Raw genomic sequence first — 16294 nt, forward strand, 5'->3', positions numbered from 1 at the left:
CCTCCTAAATTTTTTGTCTAGGATCAAAAGCGTCTCTTAAGACATCGCCAATAAAGTTTATAGCTACAACAGACAGCATTATGGCGACACCCGGTGGAATCCAAAGCCAAGGACGCTTCACAAAATCGATCATGTTGTTTGCGGCAGAGAGCATATAACCCCATGAAGGTGTTGGAGGGACTACTCCAAGTCCTAAGAAACTTAAAGCAGATTCTAATAATATTGCGTTAGCTACTCCTAGCGTTGCAGCAACGATGACAGTTGGTAAAACGTTGGGGAAAAGGTGTTTTATTATTTTTTTACTATCTCTTAAACCCAAAACTTCTGTTGCCAGCATAAATTCTTGCTCTTTTAAACTTAGTATCTGACTTCTTACAAGTCTTGCAAGTCCTACCCACGATATAAATCCTAAAATGAACATGACATAATATATTCTTTGCGAAGGTGGAATTTTTAAATCAGACATTATTGCACCTAGCATGATTAAAATAGGAAGACCTGGCATAGCATAAATGATATCTGCTAATCTCATTATTATGACATCTAACCAACCTCCGTAATATCCTGCGATGGAGCCTAATGTTCCACCAATTAAAACAATTATTAAAGTAGCAGCAATCCCTATTGTAAGGGAAATTCTACCTGCAAGCATAAGCCTTAAAAGTACATCTCTTCCTAGATTATCTGTACCAAGCCAATGTTCTGCACTGGGTGGTTGATTTCCTTTTGATACGTCTATTTTTGCATCCAGATAAGGCGAAAAATAAGGCCCTACAAATGAGAACAGTAACATAAAAGTCAAAATTACCAGTCCCAATATGGCGTATTTATTTTTTAAAAATCTATGAAAAGCGTCTTTCCAAATCGAAGGTGCTTTTTTTAAATTATTTTTCTTTTTATAGTCAAGAGGTTTGAGTTGTTCCAAGCTCTATCCCCCCTATTTAAGTCTTACACGTGGATCAGCAATGCCATACAAAACGTCAGCTAAAATATTTGCTAAAATTGTAAGAACAGTTATGAGCATTGTGTATCCCAAAAATAACGGATAATCCCTTATATAAATTCCTTCTAAAACTACTTTACCAATACCTGGCCAATTATATATTCTTTCTGTTATCATTGCACCTGCAAATAAGCTAGGTAATTCTAAAGTAAACAAAGTGATCAAAGGTAGAAGAGCATTTCTTAAAGCATGTTTAAAAATAACAGTTCTTTCCTTCAAGCCTTTAGCTCTGGCAGTCCTTATATAGTCTTGCTTTATGACTTCTAGCATATTCGCCCTAAAATAGCGGCTTAAGCCCCCTACACTTATTAAAGTTAGAGTAGCAACAGGAAGTACCATATGTTTTGCGACGTCAAATATATGAGCCCCTCCAGTATAGTTAGAACCAGTTGTTATCATCCCTCCCAGTGGGAACCACCTGAGGTCTACTGCGAAGATTTTAAGCATAACAAGACCTAAGAAGAAAGAAGGTAAAGAGTAAAGGATAAATACAAGAAGGGTAGCTATAGTGTCAAATACAGAATACTGCCGTATAGCAGAATAGATACCTACTATAGAGGCAATTAACCATTCAAAAAACATTATGGCTACTCCCAATATAAATGAATTCCATATAAAATCATTTATTACTTGTATAACAGGTTTTTTAAACATTAAAGAGTCGCCCAAATCACCTTTTAAAACACCGCTTGCCCAAGAAATATACCTTTGCGGTAATGGTTTGTCCAATCCATAAAGGGCCCTTAATTGTGCGGCCCTTTCCTCAGTCATCTTAGGATTTTGAAGTTGAGAGGTGACGTAGTCACCAGGTGCCATTGCAAAAATTAAAAATATTATTATAGAAGCTCCAATTAATGTAGGAATACTCTGCAATAGTCTGCGTATAATAAACTGAGTCATTTTATCCCTCCTAATAGATGAAAAGCCCGGCCCTTAACAGTCCGGGCTTTTTAAGTTTAAATTAGTACTGAAGAATTTCTGCTTGATATAGGGATTCTGTGAAATCTCTGAAGGATGAAATCTGGAATCCTACTACTCTGCAGTTCTTTGCATTGAGGTCATTTCTCTGATACAGGAAGATATATGGCAAGTCATCGTTTAATACTTTGTAAAGTTCATGATAAATTTCTTTGCGCTTATTAATATCTGTTTCTTCACGGCCCTTTAGGATAAGTTCATCAACTTTTGGATTTGCATATCCTATTTTATTCTGAGACCCTTTTGAGAAGAATGTAGTATAAGGATCTGGTTCAGGAGTTAATCCCCGAGCCATGAAGTACATTTCAAAATCGCCTTTATTGACCTTTTCAATTATGGCGTTGAAATCAAGAGGTTCTGCCACAAATTCTATACCCAATTCTTTATAATTTTCTACTGCCATTGGCACTAATGCATCATTTACTGGATTAGGTGATGAAGCTAGGAAGTGAATAGTAAATTTCTGACCATCTTTATAACGATAACCATCAGGGCCAACTTTCCAACCAGCTTCATCTAAAAGCTGCTTAGCCTTTTCTGGGTTATAGTCATAATGTATTATGTCTTTTTCATCTGGATATGCCCATGATACTTTAGACTGTGGCACATCTCTTACTTCTGCTAAACCTGGATATACAGCATCGACTATAGCTTGGCGGTTAAGACCATAGGCTAATGCTTTACGCACTCTTACATCTTGGAATTTTGGCAGTTTGTGATTGAAAGCTATATAGCCATAACCATTAGTTGGAAGTAAGCTATAATCAACAAATCCAAGGCTTTCTAGCAACTCTACGTTATCTTTCTTTGCTGTGATGTTTGAGGTCTCATAGTCTGTTTCACCGGTTTGTAACATTTGAACAGCTGTTTCCTCTGTTGTAGTTTTAAAAATCAAGTGTTTAATTTTTGGAGCACCTTTCCAGTAATTCTCATTTGCTACTAAGCGAACTTCTTGACCAGGAACAAATTTTTCAAATACATATGGCCCTGATCCAAGTGGTTGTTGTTCAAGAGCCTTTACTCCATCTAATTTGCCTTTAGCAAAGTCTTTTCCATAATAGTGCTGAGGAATAACTGGAATGTTAAGGTCTGATAAAGAAGTTCCTAAAACTTTTTCTAATTGAATCTGTATTGTATGGTCATCTATTACTTTTATCCCTTCAATTTTGTCTGCATTTCCTTCATTATATTCTTTAAACCCTTTGATTCCTGCTGCAGATAAAGCAATTGGCCCATCGTAAGTAGGATCAGCTAGTACATAATAAGAAAATTCTACATCCTTAGCTGTCAAAGGTGTTCCATCACTAAATTTCACGTCATCTCTTAAATGGAATGTGATAGTATTATTATCTTTGTCTATATCCCAACTCTTTGCAAGAGATGGAATGTATGTTCCATCGAAGTCTACCTCTAGTAGACTATTAAACATAGCGCTGTTTACGTAAATGTCGTATGATGTTTCAGCATAAAGAGGATTAAAAACCCCTTTTGGTGCATAGAGACCTATTATGAGTGTGTCTGTGCGAGACTTTGATGCTTCTGGTATTTTTGAAGTGTCTTTTGCTTTAGTCCAGTTGTCACTATCTTGAACTGAAGCGGTGGGAGTTGACTTAGTTTCTTCGGAAGGCTGAGTCGATTGGTTTTCTGTCTTGCCACAGGAAGTCAAGATAACAGATAGGGTAAAAATTAAGATTACGACTAGAGGAAGCCACTTTTTTCTTAGCATTTTTTAATCCCCCTTATAATTTTATTTATAATATAATTAGCAATTATATAGTTAGCTTCTATTATAGCATATCTAATATATGTTGGCAATATATCTGCTAAAAATGTAAGTTCTTTAGGTGCTTTTTGAATTTCGTGCATATATTTTTAAATATATTAAAATACAGACATAAAAACTGTTAATGATTTTTAAAAGTCTATTTTAATTTTATGCAAACAAAAGGCATTTTAGTACACATTTTGAGAATTTTTTCATAAAAATTTAATAAAACTTCAAAAAAACTTGCAAAAACAGAAGTTAATTTAAAATTTAATATTATTTTTAAGTTAAAAATGGTTTTTGATTAATAAAAAGTAAAGAAATAATAAAATTATTTTTCTATCGCTTTCTTATTTTGATTTCGGACAATTTTGGAATAAGACTCAATTCTTATCTTAAAAAATATTGATTTATAAACAATTATTGGTATAATATTTTCTATAAAATATAAAGCTAAGATGGTGATAGGATGAAAGACAATTTTGTTCCTGAAGTAACTTCACTTTTAAGGCAAAAAATGGTTTTAGTTCCTGAGGTCATTCATCAAAAAGCTTCAGGTATAAAAGTTTATGGGAAATTAATAAAATCTCTCGTTTTTACCACAGACATCGCTCTTATTAGAAATACTAATGCTCATGCTGTTTTAGCTGTGTATCCTTTTACTCCTCAACCGGTGATTACTCATGCTCTTATGATGGCAGCAGATATTCCTGTGTTTTGCGGTGTAGGTGGAGGACTTACACAAGGGAGACGGGTTATAAACTTGGCTCTTGATGCTGAATTTCAGGGTGCCATGGGGGTTGTTGTAAATGCTCCAACTGCCAACGACATAATTAAAAAAATGAGAGCAGCAATAGACATACCTATCGTTGTAACTATTGTCTCAGAAAAAGAAGACATAAAAGGGAGAGTGGAAGCTGGTGCTACAATACTCAACATATCTGGCGCACAAAAGGCACCTGATATAGTAAAATATGTAAGGGATATTTGCCCGGATATACCAATCATTGCTACAGGAGGCCCTACAGAAGAGACTATTTTAAAAACAATAGAAGCAGGTGCTAATGCTATATCTTATACTCCTCCTACAAATGCGGAAATTTTTTCTGAGGTAATGGACAAATATAGGAAAGAAAAAGAATGAGAATAAAATAAACGGGCTTTTTAGTTCTTTTATCGGTTTGCTTCATTAAATAAGTATAATGCAAAAGAATTTTTGTTTACAAAGTTAACTATGATATAATAAATTAAAACATTTAATAACGGGGAGAGGATGAGGATGCAATACAGACAATTTGGCAAACTAAGTGTAGCAGTATCTGCTTTGGGATTTGGTTTGATGAGACTTCCTGTAATTGATAACGACAACAATAAAATAGATGAGGCTGAAGCGATAAAGATGATAAAGTATGCCATTGACAATGGCGTAAATTATATTGATACAGCATGGCCGTATCATGGAGGTAACAGCGAAATAATTGCAGGTAAAGCTTTAAAAAATGGTTACCGAGAAAGAACTTTTCTTGCTACGAAACTTCCCACCTGGTTAATTAATGAAAAAGAAGACATGGACAAATATTTAAATGAACAGCTCAAAAAACTTCAGACAGACCACATAGATTTTTATCTTTTGCATGCTTTAGATAAAAATAAATGGGAGAACATGAAAAAAGTTGATGCTTTAAGCTGGGCTGAAAAGAAAAAGCAAGAAGGGAAGATAAGATACATAGGGTTTTCTTTTCACGATGAGTATCCCGTATTCCAAGAAATTGTAGATTATTATGACAAATGGGATTTCTGTCAAATACAATATAACTATATGGACATAGACGTACAAGCAGGAGAAAAAGGGCTAAAATATGCTGCTTCAAAGGGTTTAGGTGTTGTAATAATGGAGCCTATAAGAGGAGGAAGGCTTGCCAACCCTCCACAAGCAGTGCAAGACATTTGGGATACTGCAAAGGTTAAGCGTACCCCTGCTGAGTGGGCACTTCAATGGTTATGGAATCAGCCAGAAGTTTCGGTTGTTTTAAGTGGTATGAGTACCTTTGAGCAGTTAAAAGAAAATATAGAAAGTGCAAAAAGGTCAGGAGTAAATATCCTTACAAAAGAGGAACTTGAGATTGTAAATAGAGTTAGAAACAAATACAAAGAGCTTTCTCCAATTGCTTGTACGGGCTGCAATTACTGTATGCCTTGTCCAAATGGAGTAAATATACCGAAAAACTTTGAGCTTTACAATGAGGCTCATATGTATAACACTTATGAAGATAACCGCAGGGGTTATGAAAACTTGAAGGATGCAAAAGCGAGTTCCTGTATTGAGTGTGGTACCTGTGAGAGCGTATGTCCACAACATCTTACAATAATTGAGTATCTTAAAGAGGTTGCAGATTATTTTGAAAGAGCATAGCGAAAAAGGAGAAGAAGTTTTATATTTTGCTTCTTCTCCTTTTTATGTAATACCGTGGCGAAAAGCTGTTAAAAATATTGCTATTCCAAGAAGAAAGCAGATAAGACCTAGTAATAAAATGATGGCCAAATAAGATTTTTTCTCCATTTAGTCTACCGCTCCTTTTAAAAACATATTTCTATAGTATAGACGAAAAAATTTGCTTTTAGTTTCATTTTTTTAAAATTTTTCTATAAATTTTTGGCTGGTTTCATTGTTTATGAGGGGGAGTTTTATATGTTTGAGTTTTCTGAAGAGATGTTAACTCCGGAATATTGGCTTAGAAAATTAGACAATGCTGATAAGGCTATTATGACACAACGAGAGATTGAAAACTTTAATGGAAAGATAATAAATAAGGTAGCTACAGTATATAACCTTGAGACATACGAAAATAATTTAAAAAAAGATGAACTTATTAAATTGATTAAAAGTTATGAGATACCTAAAAAGCCTATGTACGATAAGTATGGTAATCTCATAAAAAAAGACTTTTATGAAGATATAATAAAAAATACAAATTTAGAAGAAGTTGAGGATGTAAATTCTGCTATGTACGGTTTAGCAATTAAGAATACTTCTCTAAGAAGTTTTCCTACGAAAGAAGCTATTTTTGACAAACAAGGGGATATAGAAATTGACAGGTTTCAAGAGACAGGGTGTCAAGCTTTAGAACCTGTAATTATTTTACACAAAAGCAAAGATAAAAAATGGTTATTTATACAGATGTATAATTACAGAGGATGGGTTAAAGCAGAGGACATTGCAATTGCAAAAAACAAAAAAGAGTTATTTGATTATGTAAATTCCTATAAATTTTTGATTGTTACAGGAAACTACATAAAGACTCAGTACAATCCTTTTGATAAAAGCATTTCTAAACTAGAATTTACTATGGGTACTAAAATATATCTTGAAGAAGAAAAAAAAATACGAAAAGTTGGTAATCAATCAGTGGAAGGAAACTATCTTGTAAAGTTACCTATTAGAAATAAAGAAGGAAATCTTGAGTTTAGACATGCTTTGATTTCAAAAAAGGAAGATGTAAATGTCGGATACCTTCCCTATACAAGAGAAAATATTCTAAAACAAGCTTTTAAACTTTTAGGCGATAGATACGGGTGGGGAGACAGTCTCGGGGGAAGAGATTGCTCAAGCTATATAATGTATGTTTTCAAAACTTTTGGCATAAGGCTTCCTAGAAATGCTAATGAGCAAGAAGCAAGCGGGGACAAATCCTATAAATTTACTGAGGGAATGTCAATTGAAGAAAGGATAAAAGTTTTTGGTAGTGTAAAGCCGGGGGCATTAGTCTATATGCCAGGGCATGCTATGATTTATATTGGAAAAGAAAAGGGTATTCCTTATATAATACATGATTTTCATGGGTATGGAGAGAAAAAAGGAGATAAATATGAGTTTGTTCCTGTAAATGAAGTTATGGTAACCTCAAGCCTTTTGACAACAATTTCAGGAGTGCCTTTTATAGAAAAATTCACATCTGTTTTGGAAATAGAATAAGGGTAAACTGAAAATTTACCCTTATTCTCCATAGGATTTTCTATATATTTCTGCAATTTCTGATACTAATGGCATTCTTGGATTTGAACCGGTACACTGGTCGTTGAAGGCTATATCAGCCATTTCCATTATTTGTTTTTCAAATTCTTCTTTGTTTATTCCCGCCTCTTTAAGTGTCAAAGGAAGATTAAGCTCTTTCATGAGATTTTTTATTGCTTCAATGAGACTTTTTACTCCTTCATCAGTGGTTGATGCAGGAAGTCCTAAGAATTTTGCAATTTCTGCGTATTTCTCGGCTGCTTTGGGATATTCATATTGTGGGAATGAAGCAAATTTTTTAGGTAACTCAGCATTGTATTCTATGACATAGGGCAGAAGTATCGCATTTGCTCTTCCGTGCGGAAGATGGAATTTAGCACCGAGTATGTGGGCCATACCATGGTTTAATCCTAGAAATGCATTTGTGAAGGCCATCCCTGCTAGGCAAGAAGCATTGTGCAGCTTTTCGCGAGCGACTTTGTCTTGCCCGTTTTTGTATGCTTTAGGTAGATATTCAAATATCAGTTTTATGGCTTTTTCTGCGAGGGCGTCTGTATAGTCTGATGCCATCACGGATACATAAGCTTCAATGGCATGTGTTAAAGCATCCATACCTGTATCTGCAGTTACAGAGGGTGGAATTGTCATAACAAAGTCAGAGTCTATTATAGCAATATCTGGCGTTAATTCGTAATCTGCAAGGGGATACTTTATATTTCTCTTTTTGTCTGTTATAACTGCAAAGGCCGTAACTTCAGAACCTGTGCCGCTGGTGGTTGGTATTGCGATAAATAAAGCTTTTTTCCCCAGTTCAGGAAATCTATAAGTTCTTTTTCTTATGTCCATAAACTTTAACCTTAGGTCTTCAAATTTTGTATCAGGGTATTCGTAGAAAAGCCACATTCCCTTTGCTGCGTCTATTGCAGAACCACCACCTACAGCTATTAGTAAGTCAGGCTCAAACCCTCTCATTATTTTTACCCCTTTTTCTACAGTGTCAACTGATGGGTCTGGTTCTACTTCAGAGAAAATTTCATATTTAATATTTGCTTTATCTAATTGATATGTCACTTTATCTACAAAACCTAATTTAACCATTGTAGGGTCTGTTACAATAAAGGCTTTTTTGCCTTTTACTTGTGATAGATACTGTATTGACCCTCTTTCAAAATAAATTTGTGGTGGGACTCTGAACCATTTCATTCTCTCTTTTCTTATAAAGACTCGTTTTATGTTTATAAGGTTATAAACACTTACATTATATGTTGTTGAATTTCCACCCATTGTACCACAACCCAAAGTTAAAGATGGAGTAGCCGTGTTATAAATGTCTCCAATAGCACCTTGTGAAGCAGGGGCGTTTACAAGGATTCTGCTTGCTTGTACTCTATTTGCAAATTCATTAATAATTTGTTGGTTTTCAGAATGTATTACTGCAGAGTGACCAAGTCCGCCGAATTGTATCATTTCTTCGCATCTTTTTATGCCTTCTTTGTAATCTTTGACTGTATATAAAGCAAGTATTGGGCTTAGTTTTTCTCTGGATAGAGGATATTCAGGACCTACAGCTGGATATTCAGCTACAAGTATTTTGGTATTTTCAGGAACTTTAAATCCAGCCATTTGAGCAATTTTCACTGCAGGCTGACCCACAACTGCTGGATTCATTAAACCGGTGTTTTTGTCTATAGCGAATTCTTCTAACTTTTTTGTTTCTTCTTTATTTAAGAAATAACAACCATATTCTTTCATTAATTTTTTTACTTCATTGGCTATTTCTTCATCTATTATCACAGCTTGTTCTGATGCGCATACTGTGCCATTGTCAAAAGTTTTGCTAAGTATTAGGTCTGAGACTGCTCTTTTAATATTTGCAGTTTTTTCAATGTAGCAGGGAACATTGCCAGGACCTACTCCAAGGGCAGGTTTTCCTGAACTGTAAGCCGCTTTTACCATTCCTGCACCGCCTGTTGCGAGGATAAGAGAGACACCGGGATGTGTCATGAGAAGTTGCGTTGCTTCAATTGAAGGTGTTTCAATCCAACCTATGCATCCTTCGGGTGCACCCGCCTTTAATGCTGCCTTGTACATGGTCTTTGCTGCTTCTATACTACATTTTAACGCTTTAGGATGGAAACTAAAAATTATTGGATTTCTTGTTTTGATGGCTATTAAGCATTTAAACATTGTTGTAGAGGTAGGGTTTGTCACGGGGGTAACCCCTGATATAATTCCTACAGGTTCTGCCACTTCCATATAATTTTCTTCTAAGTTTTCACTAAGGATGCCTACAGTTTTTTTGTCTTTTATATAATTGTACACATATTCTACTGCAAAGAGATTTTTCGTTATTTTGTCTTCATAAACACCCATTTTTGTTTCTTCATGAGCTAATCTTGCCAGTTCTACATGCTTTTCTATGCCCGCTAGTGCCATAACTTTGACTATTTCATCAATTTGCTCTTGAGTGTATGACATTAATTTTTCTTGGGCTCTTTTTGCCCTTTCTACTAATAGGTCTATTTGTTTTTTAACATCTGTTGTTTCTTTTACTTCTGTTTTTTCTTTTGCTTCCTTTTTTTCTTGTAATAAAGTAGGCATAAGGACACCTCCATATTGATAATAATTTAACAAAATATTTTATTTAAATAAAGAGATTGTCAGGCGGTTCTTAAAAATTTTAGGGTATCTTATACAAATTTTAGGCTTATCAACGGTATTTTGTGCAATGTTTCAATTGTTATTCATTTAACAATCTCTTTACACTTTTATAGTACAGCAACGATTGAATCTTGTCAATAGAGTTAAAATAGCCTGAAACGATTACTCAAGAAATTTTACAATATTTTTTCTTTATTTTTTCTTTTTATATTGTGTTATAATTAATTTGCCAATTTTTATAGATTCAAGGAGATGGGACTGTGCTATATAAAAAATTTATCTCTCCTGTTGGTGTTCTCACTATTTTTTCATCAGGAAAAGGTATATGCCGCATTGACTTTGAAAATGAGAAATCTTCATTAGAAGGTTTTAAGGAAGGCAGTGATTCATATATTGAAGAGTGTATACATCAACTTGATTTATATTTTGGTAAGGAATTAAAAAAATTCAATTTACAGATAGATTTACAGGGTACAGATTTTCAAAAAGCTGTGTGGCGTGAAATTTCAAAAATTTCTTATGGGGAAGTTAAAACATATGGAGAAATTGCTAAATTAATTGGAAAACCAAAGGCAGCAAGAGCAGTTGGGCAGGCTCTTAATAAAAATCCTATTCCCATTATTATACCGTGTCATAGAGTTATTGGAAGTAAGGGCGATTTAGTAGGCTTTGGAGGGGGGATTGAGATAAAAAAGTTTTTATTAAGACATGAAGGGGTAGAGGTGTAAAACCGCTATAAAAAATTTTAGCGGTGTCTTTTATTTTATTTTTGAAAAACTTTTAAGAAGTCTTGACATGATATTATAAAAGGAATAAAATATATTTTGCATTAGAAATATTCAGATACAAAATATTCGCATACGAAACAATTTAAACTGTGGTGGTGAAAATGGAAGAGATAAACAACGGATTGAAAATACTTAAGCTTTTAAAACAAATAATGGATATTATAAAGCATTCTATGAAATACGAATGCAAAGATTTTGACATTACAAGTCTTCAAGGAATGCTTATGGGCATTTTGGCTCATTATGGGCAATGAAGGTGAGCGACTTAAGTCAAAAATTAGGGCTTTCTAATAGCACTGTTTCTGGAATTATTGACAGATTAGAAAAGCAAGGTTTGGTAGAGAGGACGAGAAGTACTGAAGATAGAAGAGTTGTTTATGTCAGTGTAACTTCTAAGTTTAAGGATACTTTCCAAAAGCACTTCAAAGAAGCGGAAAGGAAATTTGAGGAATTAATCAGCAGAGCAAGTCCAGAAGACCTTAACAAAATAATAGAAGGATTGGAATCACTGAAAAAAATATTGGAAAAACAAAATGATTTGCACTGAGAATTAAAGAAGTAGTTCTCACTAAGGAATATCGAAAGATCTTGAGGCAAATTTTTAAAAGGAGAAGATGGTGATATGGTAAAACTGGCAAAGTATTTAAAACCATACGTTCTTTTACTTTTTTTAGCAGTGTTCTTCATATTTGTTCAAGCGATGAGTGATTTGTCATTGCCTGACTATATGTCAAAAATGGTCAATGTTGGAATACAGCAAGGTGGCATAATAAATGCAGTGCCTGAGGCTATAAGAAAAAGCGAAATGGATAAACTTTTGCTATTTGTTACACCTGAAGAAAAGGGAGAGATATTAAACGACTATACATTAGTAGATAAATCCAGTGTTGATTATAATAAATATATAAAAAAATATCCCATTCTTTCAAAAGAACCTGTATATGTGCTTAAAAATATAGATAGCTCAGAGATTGACAAAATAAACTTGAGTTTAGGAAAAGCTTGGCTTGCTGTTAAGGGTATTGAGCAAGCAAAGGCTAATGCAAAAAACGGAAGTATAGAATTCGATGGAAAGAAAATACCGGCAAATGTAGACCTCTTTTCTATGATGTCCCAACTGCCAGAGGAACAGCTTCTTAAAGTAAGAGATGAAATGAATAAAAAGTTTGCTTCTTTGGGAGACAATATGGTTATACAAGCTGCAACAATGGCTGTAAAAGATGAATACAAGGCAATTGGCATAGATACAAACAAAATTCAAACTGATTACATTCTTCATACTGGCCTTATAATGCTATTGATAACTGGACTGAGTGCATTAAGCACTATTATGGTAGCATTTTTTGCATCAAAGGTGGCAGCGGCAGTTGCGAGAGATTTAAGAAGAGATTTATTTGCAAGAGTAGAAAGCTTCTCTAATGCAGAATTCGATAAATTTTCTACGGCTTCTTTGATAACAAGAACTACAAATGACATTACACAAATACAAATGCTTCTTGTAATTATGATAAGAATGGTCTTTTATGCGCCTATAATGGGTATAGGCGGAGTATTTAGAGCTCTTAGCAAAAGTGTTTCGATGTCTTGGATTATAGCTTTAGCAGTAATAGTACTTTTAGGCATAATATCAGTGTTATACTCCATTGCGATGCCCAAGTTTTTGTTAATGCAAAAATTGATTGATAGATTAAATTTAGTTACTCGTGAAAACTTGTCAGGAATAATGGTGGTAAGGGCTTTTAATAATCAGAAATTTGAAGAAGAACGTTTTGACAAAGCTAATCAAGATATTACAAAAGTAGGACTTTTTGTAAATCGTGCCATGGCTGTTATGTTTCCATCTATGATGCTTGTGATGAATGGAGTTACTCTTTTAATAGTGTGGGTGGGAGCTCACCAAATACAAAATTCCGGCATGCAAGTGGGAGACATGATGGCATTTATGCAATATGCTATACAAATTATCTTTGCATTTTTGATGTTTTCAATGCTTTTTATAATGATTCCAAGAGCATCTGTGTCGGCAGAGCGTATCGCTGAGGTTTTGGCTACAGAGCCTTCTATAAAAGACCCACAAAATCCAAAACAATTTAATGAAAATATGGCTGGAAGTATAGAATTTAAAAATGTATCTTTTAAATATCCTGGCGCAGAAGAGTACGCTTTAAAGGATATAAACTTCAAGGTTTTACCAGGGCAGACAGTAGGAATAATAGGTAGGACAGGTTCAGGGAAGAGCACTTTAGTCAATTTAATTTTGAGATTTTATGATGCCACGGAAGGACAAGTTTTAGTGGATGGGGTAGATGTGAAAGAAGTAAGGCAGGAGGACTTGCGAAGCAGAATAGGATATGTACCTCAAAAAAGTTGGCTTTTCAGTGGTACAATTAAATCGAATTTAAAATACGGAAATGACCAGGCTACTGACGAGGAAATAAAAGAAGCAGCAGAAATTGCACAAGCAATGGAATTTATAAATGAAAAGAGCAAAAAGTTTGATTCAGAAATTGCACAGGGAGGAACCAATGTATCAGGAGGACAAAAGCAGAGGCTTTCTATTGCCCGGGCTCTTGTTAAAAAGCCTGAAATATATATTTTTGATGAAAGTTTTTCGGCTCTTGATTTTAAAACAGAGTCAGCTTTAAGAAAAGCCTTGAGAGAAAGATTAAAATCAAGCACTGTTATAATTGTATCACAAAGGGTGTCAACTCTTTTACATGCAGATCAAATAATAGTGCTTGAAGAAGGGAAAATTGTGGGCATAGGGAAACACAAAGAACTACTTAAAAACTGCCAAACTTACAGACAAATAGCTTTATCACAGCTGTCGGAGGGGGAATTGGCGTGAGTGAAAATAAAAGAATAGACCCCAAACATATGCCCAGACTTCGCGGGCCAGGAATGGGAGGTGGCCCCCATGGCATGGTTCGCGGTGGAGAAAAAGCGCGAGATTTTAAAGGTACAATGAAAAAGTTGATAAAATATTTATCAGTTTATAAATTTTCTATAATAAGTGTATTTATATTAGCAGCGCTTAGTGCTTCCTTCTCCATTGCGGGTCCTAAAATACTCAGTAAAGCCATAACCAAAATTTTTGAAGGTGTAATGGATAAGATAACGGGGAAAGGCACTGGAATAGATTTTGAATATGTAGGAAAGATAATTTTAATTCTCATAGGTTTATACGGTTTAAGTGCCTTATTTGGGTATTTGCAAGGATGGATAATGTCTGGGGTTGCAATGAAAGTTACCTACAGGTTTAGAAAAGAAATTTCAGAAAAAATTAATAGGTTGCCTCTTAAGTATTTTGAGAGCACAAATCAAGGAGAGATACTGTCTCGTATTACAAATGACGTGGATACAATTACTCAGACTCTTAATCAAAGTTTAACTCAGATAATTACTTCTGTGACGACAGTAGTAGGCGTTTTGATTATGATGTTTACCATAAACTGGCTCATGACTTTAGTAGCGATTTTGATAATTCCTTTGTCTTCTTTGGTAATTACCTTTATTGTCAAACATTCACAAAGGTATTTTAGAGAGCAGCAGGATTATTTAGGACATGTAAATGGTCATGTAGAGGAAATGTATGGAGGTCATAATATAGTAAAGGCTTTTAATGGAGAAAAAAAGAGCATTGAAAAGTTTGATGTATTAAATAACACTTTGTACGGAGCGGCTTGGAAATCACAGTTTTTGACAGGTATTATGATGCCTCTTATGAATGTAATAGGAAACTTGGGCTATGTGGCAGTTACAGTTTTGGGTAGTTGGTTGGTTATAAAAAATGCAATAGAAGTAGGGGATATTCAGGCGTTTATACAGTATATCCGCTCTTTTACACAACCTATTGCTCAGATTGCAAATATTTCTAATATACTGCAACAAACTGCTGCTTGCGCAGAAAGAGTATTTGAATTTTTGGAGGAGGTAGAAGAAGTTCCAGATAATCCACAGCCTGTAAAAATTGAAGATATAAAAGGGAATGTGGAGTTTAAAAATGTTCGTTTTGGATATAGATCTGATAAAATGGTAATAAATAACTTTTCTGCTTCTATTAAAGCAGGACAAAAAGTTGCAATTGTTGGTCCTACTGGAGCAGGAAAGACTACTATAGTGAAACTTTTAATGCGCTTTTACGATGTGAATGAAGGAGCTATTTTAATTGATGGTCATGATATAAGAGATTTTACGAGGGAAGATTTGCGTTCACTTTTTGGCATGGTACTTCAAGATACATGGCTTTACAATGGTACTATTATGGACAATATAAGATATGGTCGTCTTGATGCTACTGATGAGGAAGTTATAAAGGCTGCTAAGGCAGCTTATGTGGATCATTTTGTAAAGACTTTGCCGGGTGGCTATAACATGGTATTAAATGAAGAGACCACAAATATTTCTCAAGGGCAAAAGCAGTTACTAACCATAGCAAGAGCTATTTTGAAAGATCCAAAAATTCTCATACTCGATGAGGCTACAAGCTCTATAGATACACTTACAGAAGTACAAATACAAAAAGCTATGGATTACCTTATGAAAGGACGCACAAGCTTTATAATTGCTCATAGGCTTTCTACAATACGAGATGCTGACTTGATCCTTGTCATGGACCATGGAGATATTGTAGAGCAAGGTACACACGAAGAGCTTCTTAAAAAAGGTGGTTTCTATGCGAACCTTTATAACAGCCAGTTTGAAAAAGAAGAGGAGATGGCAAGTTAATACCATTTGATGTGTGTGCAAAACATAAGCAACCTACAAAGTTTGGTTATCCGCACTTGATAATTATTCTTGACACAGATTACAGAAAATGATAAATTAAAGGTGAAAACAAAATAGGTGGTTATGTCCGCTGGGGGAGCCTTAATGGCTGAGATGGCATTGATGCCAAACCCTTAGAACCTGATGAGGGTAATGCCTCCGTAGGGAATGCGGCTCAAAAATACCGCATTTCGCGGTATTTTTTTCAGCGAACATAGCCTCCTAAAAAATGGAGGTGTTTTTGTTTATGTCTTATTTTTTAAGTATGGTTCTATAATAAATGTTGGGGTGGATAAAAAACATCTCATAAAAAAGTAGCG

11 protein-coding genes, 1 pseudogene and 1 riboswitch are annotated in these 16294 nt (G+C 34.7%); of the genes and pseudogenes, 8 read left to right on the forward strand and 4 right to left on the reverse strand.

Going from position 1 to position 16294, the window contains the following annotated elements:
• Nucleotides 1–4: 4 nt before the first annotated feature.
• The 3 genes from opp4C to I4N53_RS01415 form a co-directional block, all read right to left on the reverse strand.
• Nucleotides 5–925, reverse strand: a complete 921-nt coding sequence (gene opp4C / locus I4N53_RS01405) for an oligopeptide ABC transporter permease (RefSeq protein ID WP_214495411.1) — start codon at nucleotides 923–925, stop codon at nucleotides 5–7.
• Between the two features lie 12 nt (nucleotides 926–937).
• On the reverse strand, nucleotides 938–1903 hold the full coding sequence (locus tag I4N53_RS01410) for an ABC transporter permease (RefSeq protein WP_013150941.1): 966 nt from the start codon (nucleotides 1901–1903) through the stop codon (nucleotides 938–940).
• Nucleotides 1904–1964: 61 nt separating this feature from the next.
• Nucleotides 1965–3707, reverse strand: coding sequence for an ABC transporter substrate-binding protein (locus tag I4N53_RS01415; RefSeq protein WP_214495412.1), 1743 nt, complete (start codon nucleotides 3705–3707; stop codon nucleotides 1965–1967).
• A 508-nt stretch (nucleotides 3708–4215) separates the two neighbouring features.
• On the opposite strand from I4N53_RS01415, the gene I4N53_RS01420 reads away from it, so the two are divergent.
• The 4 genes from I4N53_RS01420 (at nucleotide 4216) to I4N53_RS01435 (ending at nucleotide 7719) form a co-directional block, all read left to right on the forward strand.
• Nucleotides 4216–4890 (forward strand): hydrolase, encoded by a 675-nt coding sequence (locus I4N53_RS01420; RefSeq protein WP_214495413.1) that lies wholly within the window; start codon nucleotides 4216–4218, stop codon nucleotides 4888–4890.
• Nucleotides 4891–5025: 135 nt separating this feature from the next.
• A complete protein-coding gene (locus I4N53_RS01425; RefSeq protein ID WP_214495414.1) occupies nucleotides 5026–6159 on the forward strand; it encodes an aldo/keto reductase in 1134 nt (377 codons plus the stop codon).
• Nucleotides 6146–6292, forward strand: coding sequence for a hypothetical protein (locus tag I4N53_RS01430; RefSeq protein ID WP_154653790.1), 147 nt, complete (start codon nucleotides 6146–6148; stop codon nucleotides 6290–6292). Before I4N53_RS01425 ends, I4N53_RS01430 begins: the two co-directional genes overlap by 14 nt.
• A 143-nt stretch (nucleotides 6293–6435) precedes the next feature.
• Nucleotides 6436–7719 carry an SH3 domain-containing protein gene (locus tag I4N53_RS01435; protein WP_214495415.1) on the forward strand — a complete coding sequence of 428 codons (1284 nt, stop codon included), beginning with the start codon at nucleotides 6436–6438 and terminating at the stop codon, nucleotides 7717–7719.
• A 21-nt stretch (nucleotides 7720–7740) separates the two neighbouring features.
• On the opposite strand, the gene adhE is transcribed toward I4N53_RS01435, so the two are convergent.
• The gene (gene adhE / locus I4N53_RS01440; RefSeq protein ID WP_214495416.1) at nucleotides 7741–10359 is read right to left on the reverse strand and encodes a bifunctional acetaldehyde-CoA/alcohol dehydrogenase; all 2619 of its coding nucleotides are present in this window, start codon (nucleotides 10357–10359) and stop codon (nucleotides 7741–7743) included.
• Nucleotides 10360–10679: 320 nt separating this feature from the next.
• Here adhE and I4N53_RS01445 point away from each other — a divergent pair, with 320 nt between their 5' ends.
• The 4 genes and pseudogenes from I4N53_RS01445 (at nucleotide 10680) to I4N53_RS01460 (ending at nucleotide 15935) form a co-directional block, all read left to right on the forward strand.
• Nucleotides 10680–11147: a methylated-DNA--[protein]-cysteine S-methyltransferase gene (locus tag I4N53_RS01445; protein ID WP_214495417.1), complete on the forward strand. Its 468-nt coding sequence runs from the start codon at nucleotides 10680–10682 to the stop codon at nucleotides 11145–11147.
• Between the two features lie 161 nt (nucleotides 11148–11308).
• Nucleotides 11309–11754 (forward strand): annotated as a pseudogene (locus I4N53_RS01450) (MarR family winged helix-turn-helix transcriptional regulator).
• Between the two features lie 75 nt (nucleotides 11755–11829).
• On the forward strand, nucleotides 11830–14055 hold the full coding sequence (locus tag I4N53_RS01455) for an ABC transporter ATP-binding protein (protein ID WP_028992352.1): 2226 nt from the start codon (nucleotides 11830–11832) through the stop codon (nucleotides 14053–14055).
• Nucleotides 14052–15935, forward strand: a complete 1884-nt coding sequence (locus I4N53_RS01460; RefSeq protein WP_028992353.1) for an ABC transporter ATP-binding protein — start codon at nucleotides 14052–14054, stop codon at nucleotides 15933–15935. The genes I4N53_RS01455 and I4N53_RS01460 overlap by 4 nt, the downstream gene beginning before the upstream one ends.
• 122 nt (nucleotides 15936–16057) lie before the next feature.
• Nucleotides 16058–16160, forward strand: a riboswitch (TPP riboswitch).
• The last annotated feature ends 134 nt before the right edge of the window (nucleotides 16161–16294 follow it).

Source organism: Thermoanaerobacter sp. CM-CNRG TB177 (assembly GCF_018588165.1).
Classification (GTDB): Bacteria; Bacillota; Thermoanaerobacteria; order Thermoanaerobacterales; family Thermoanaerobacteraceae; genus Thermoanaerobacter; species Thermoanaerobacter thermocopriae.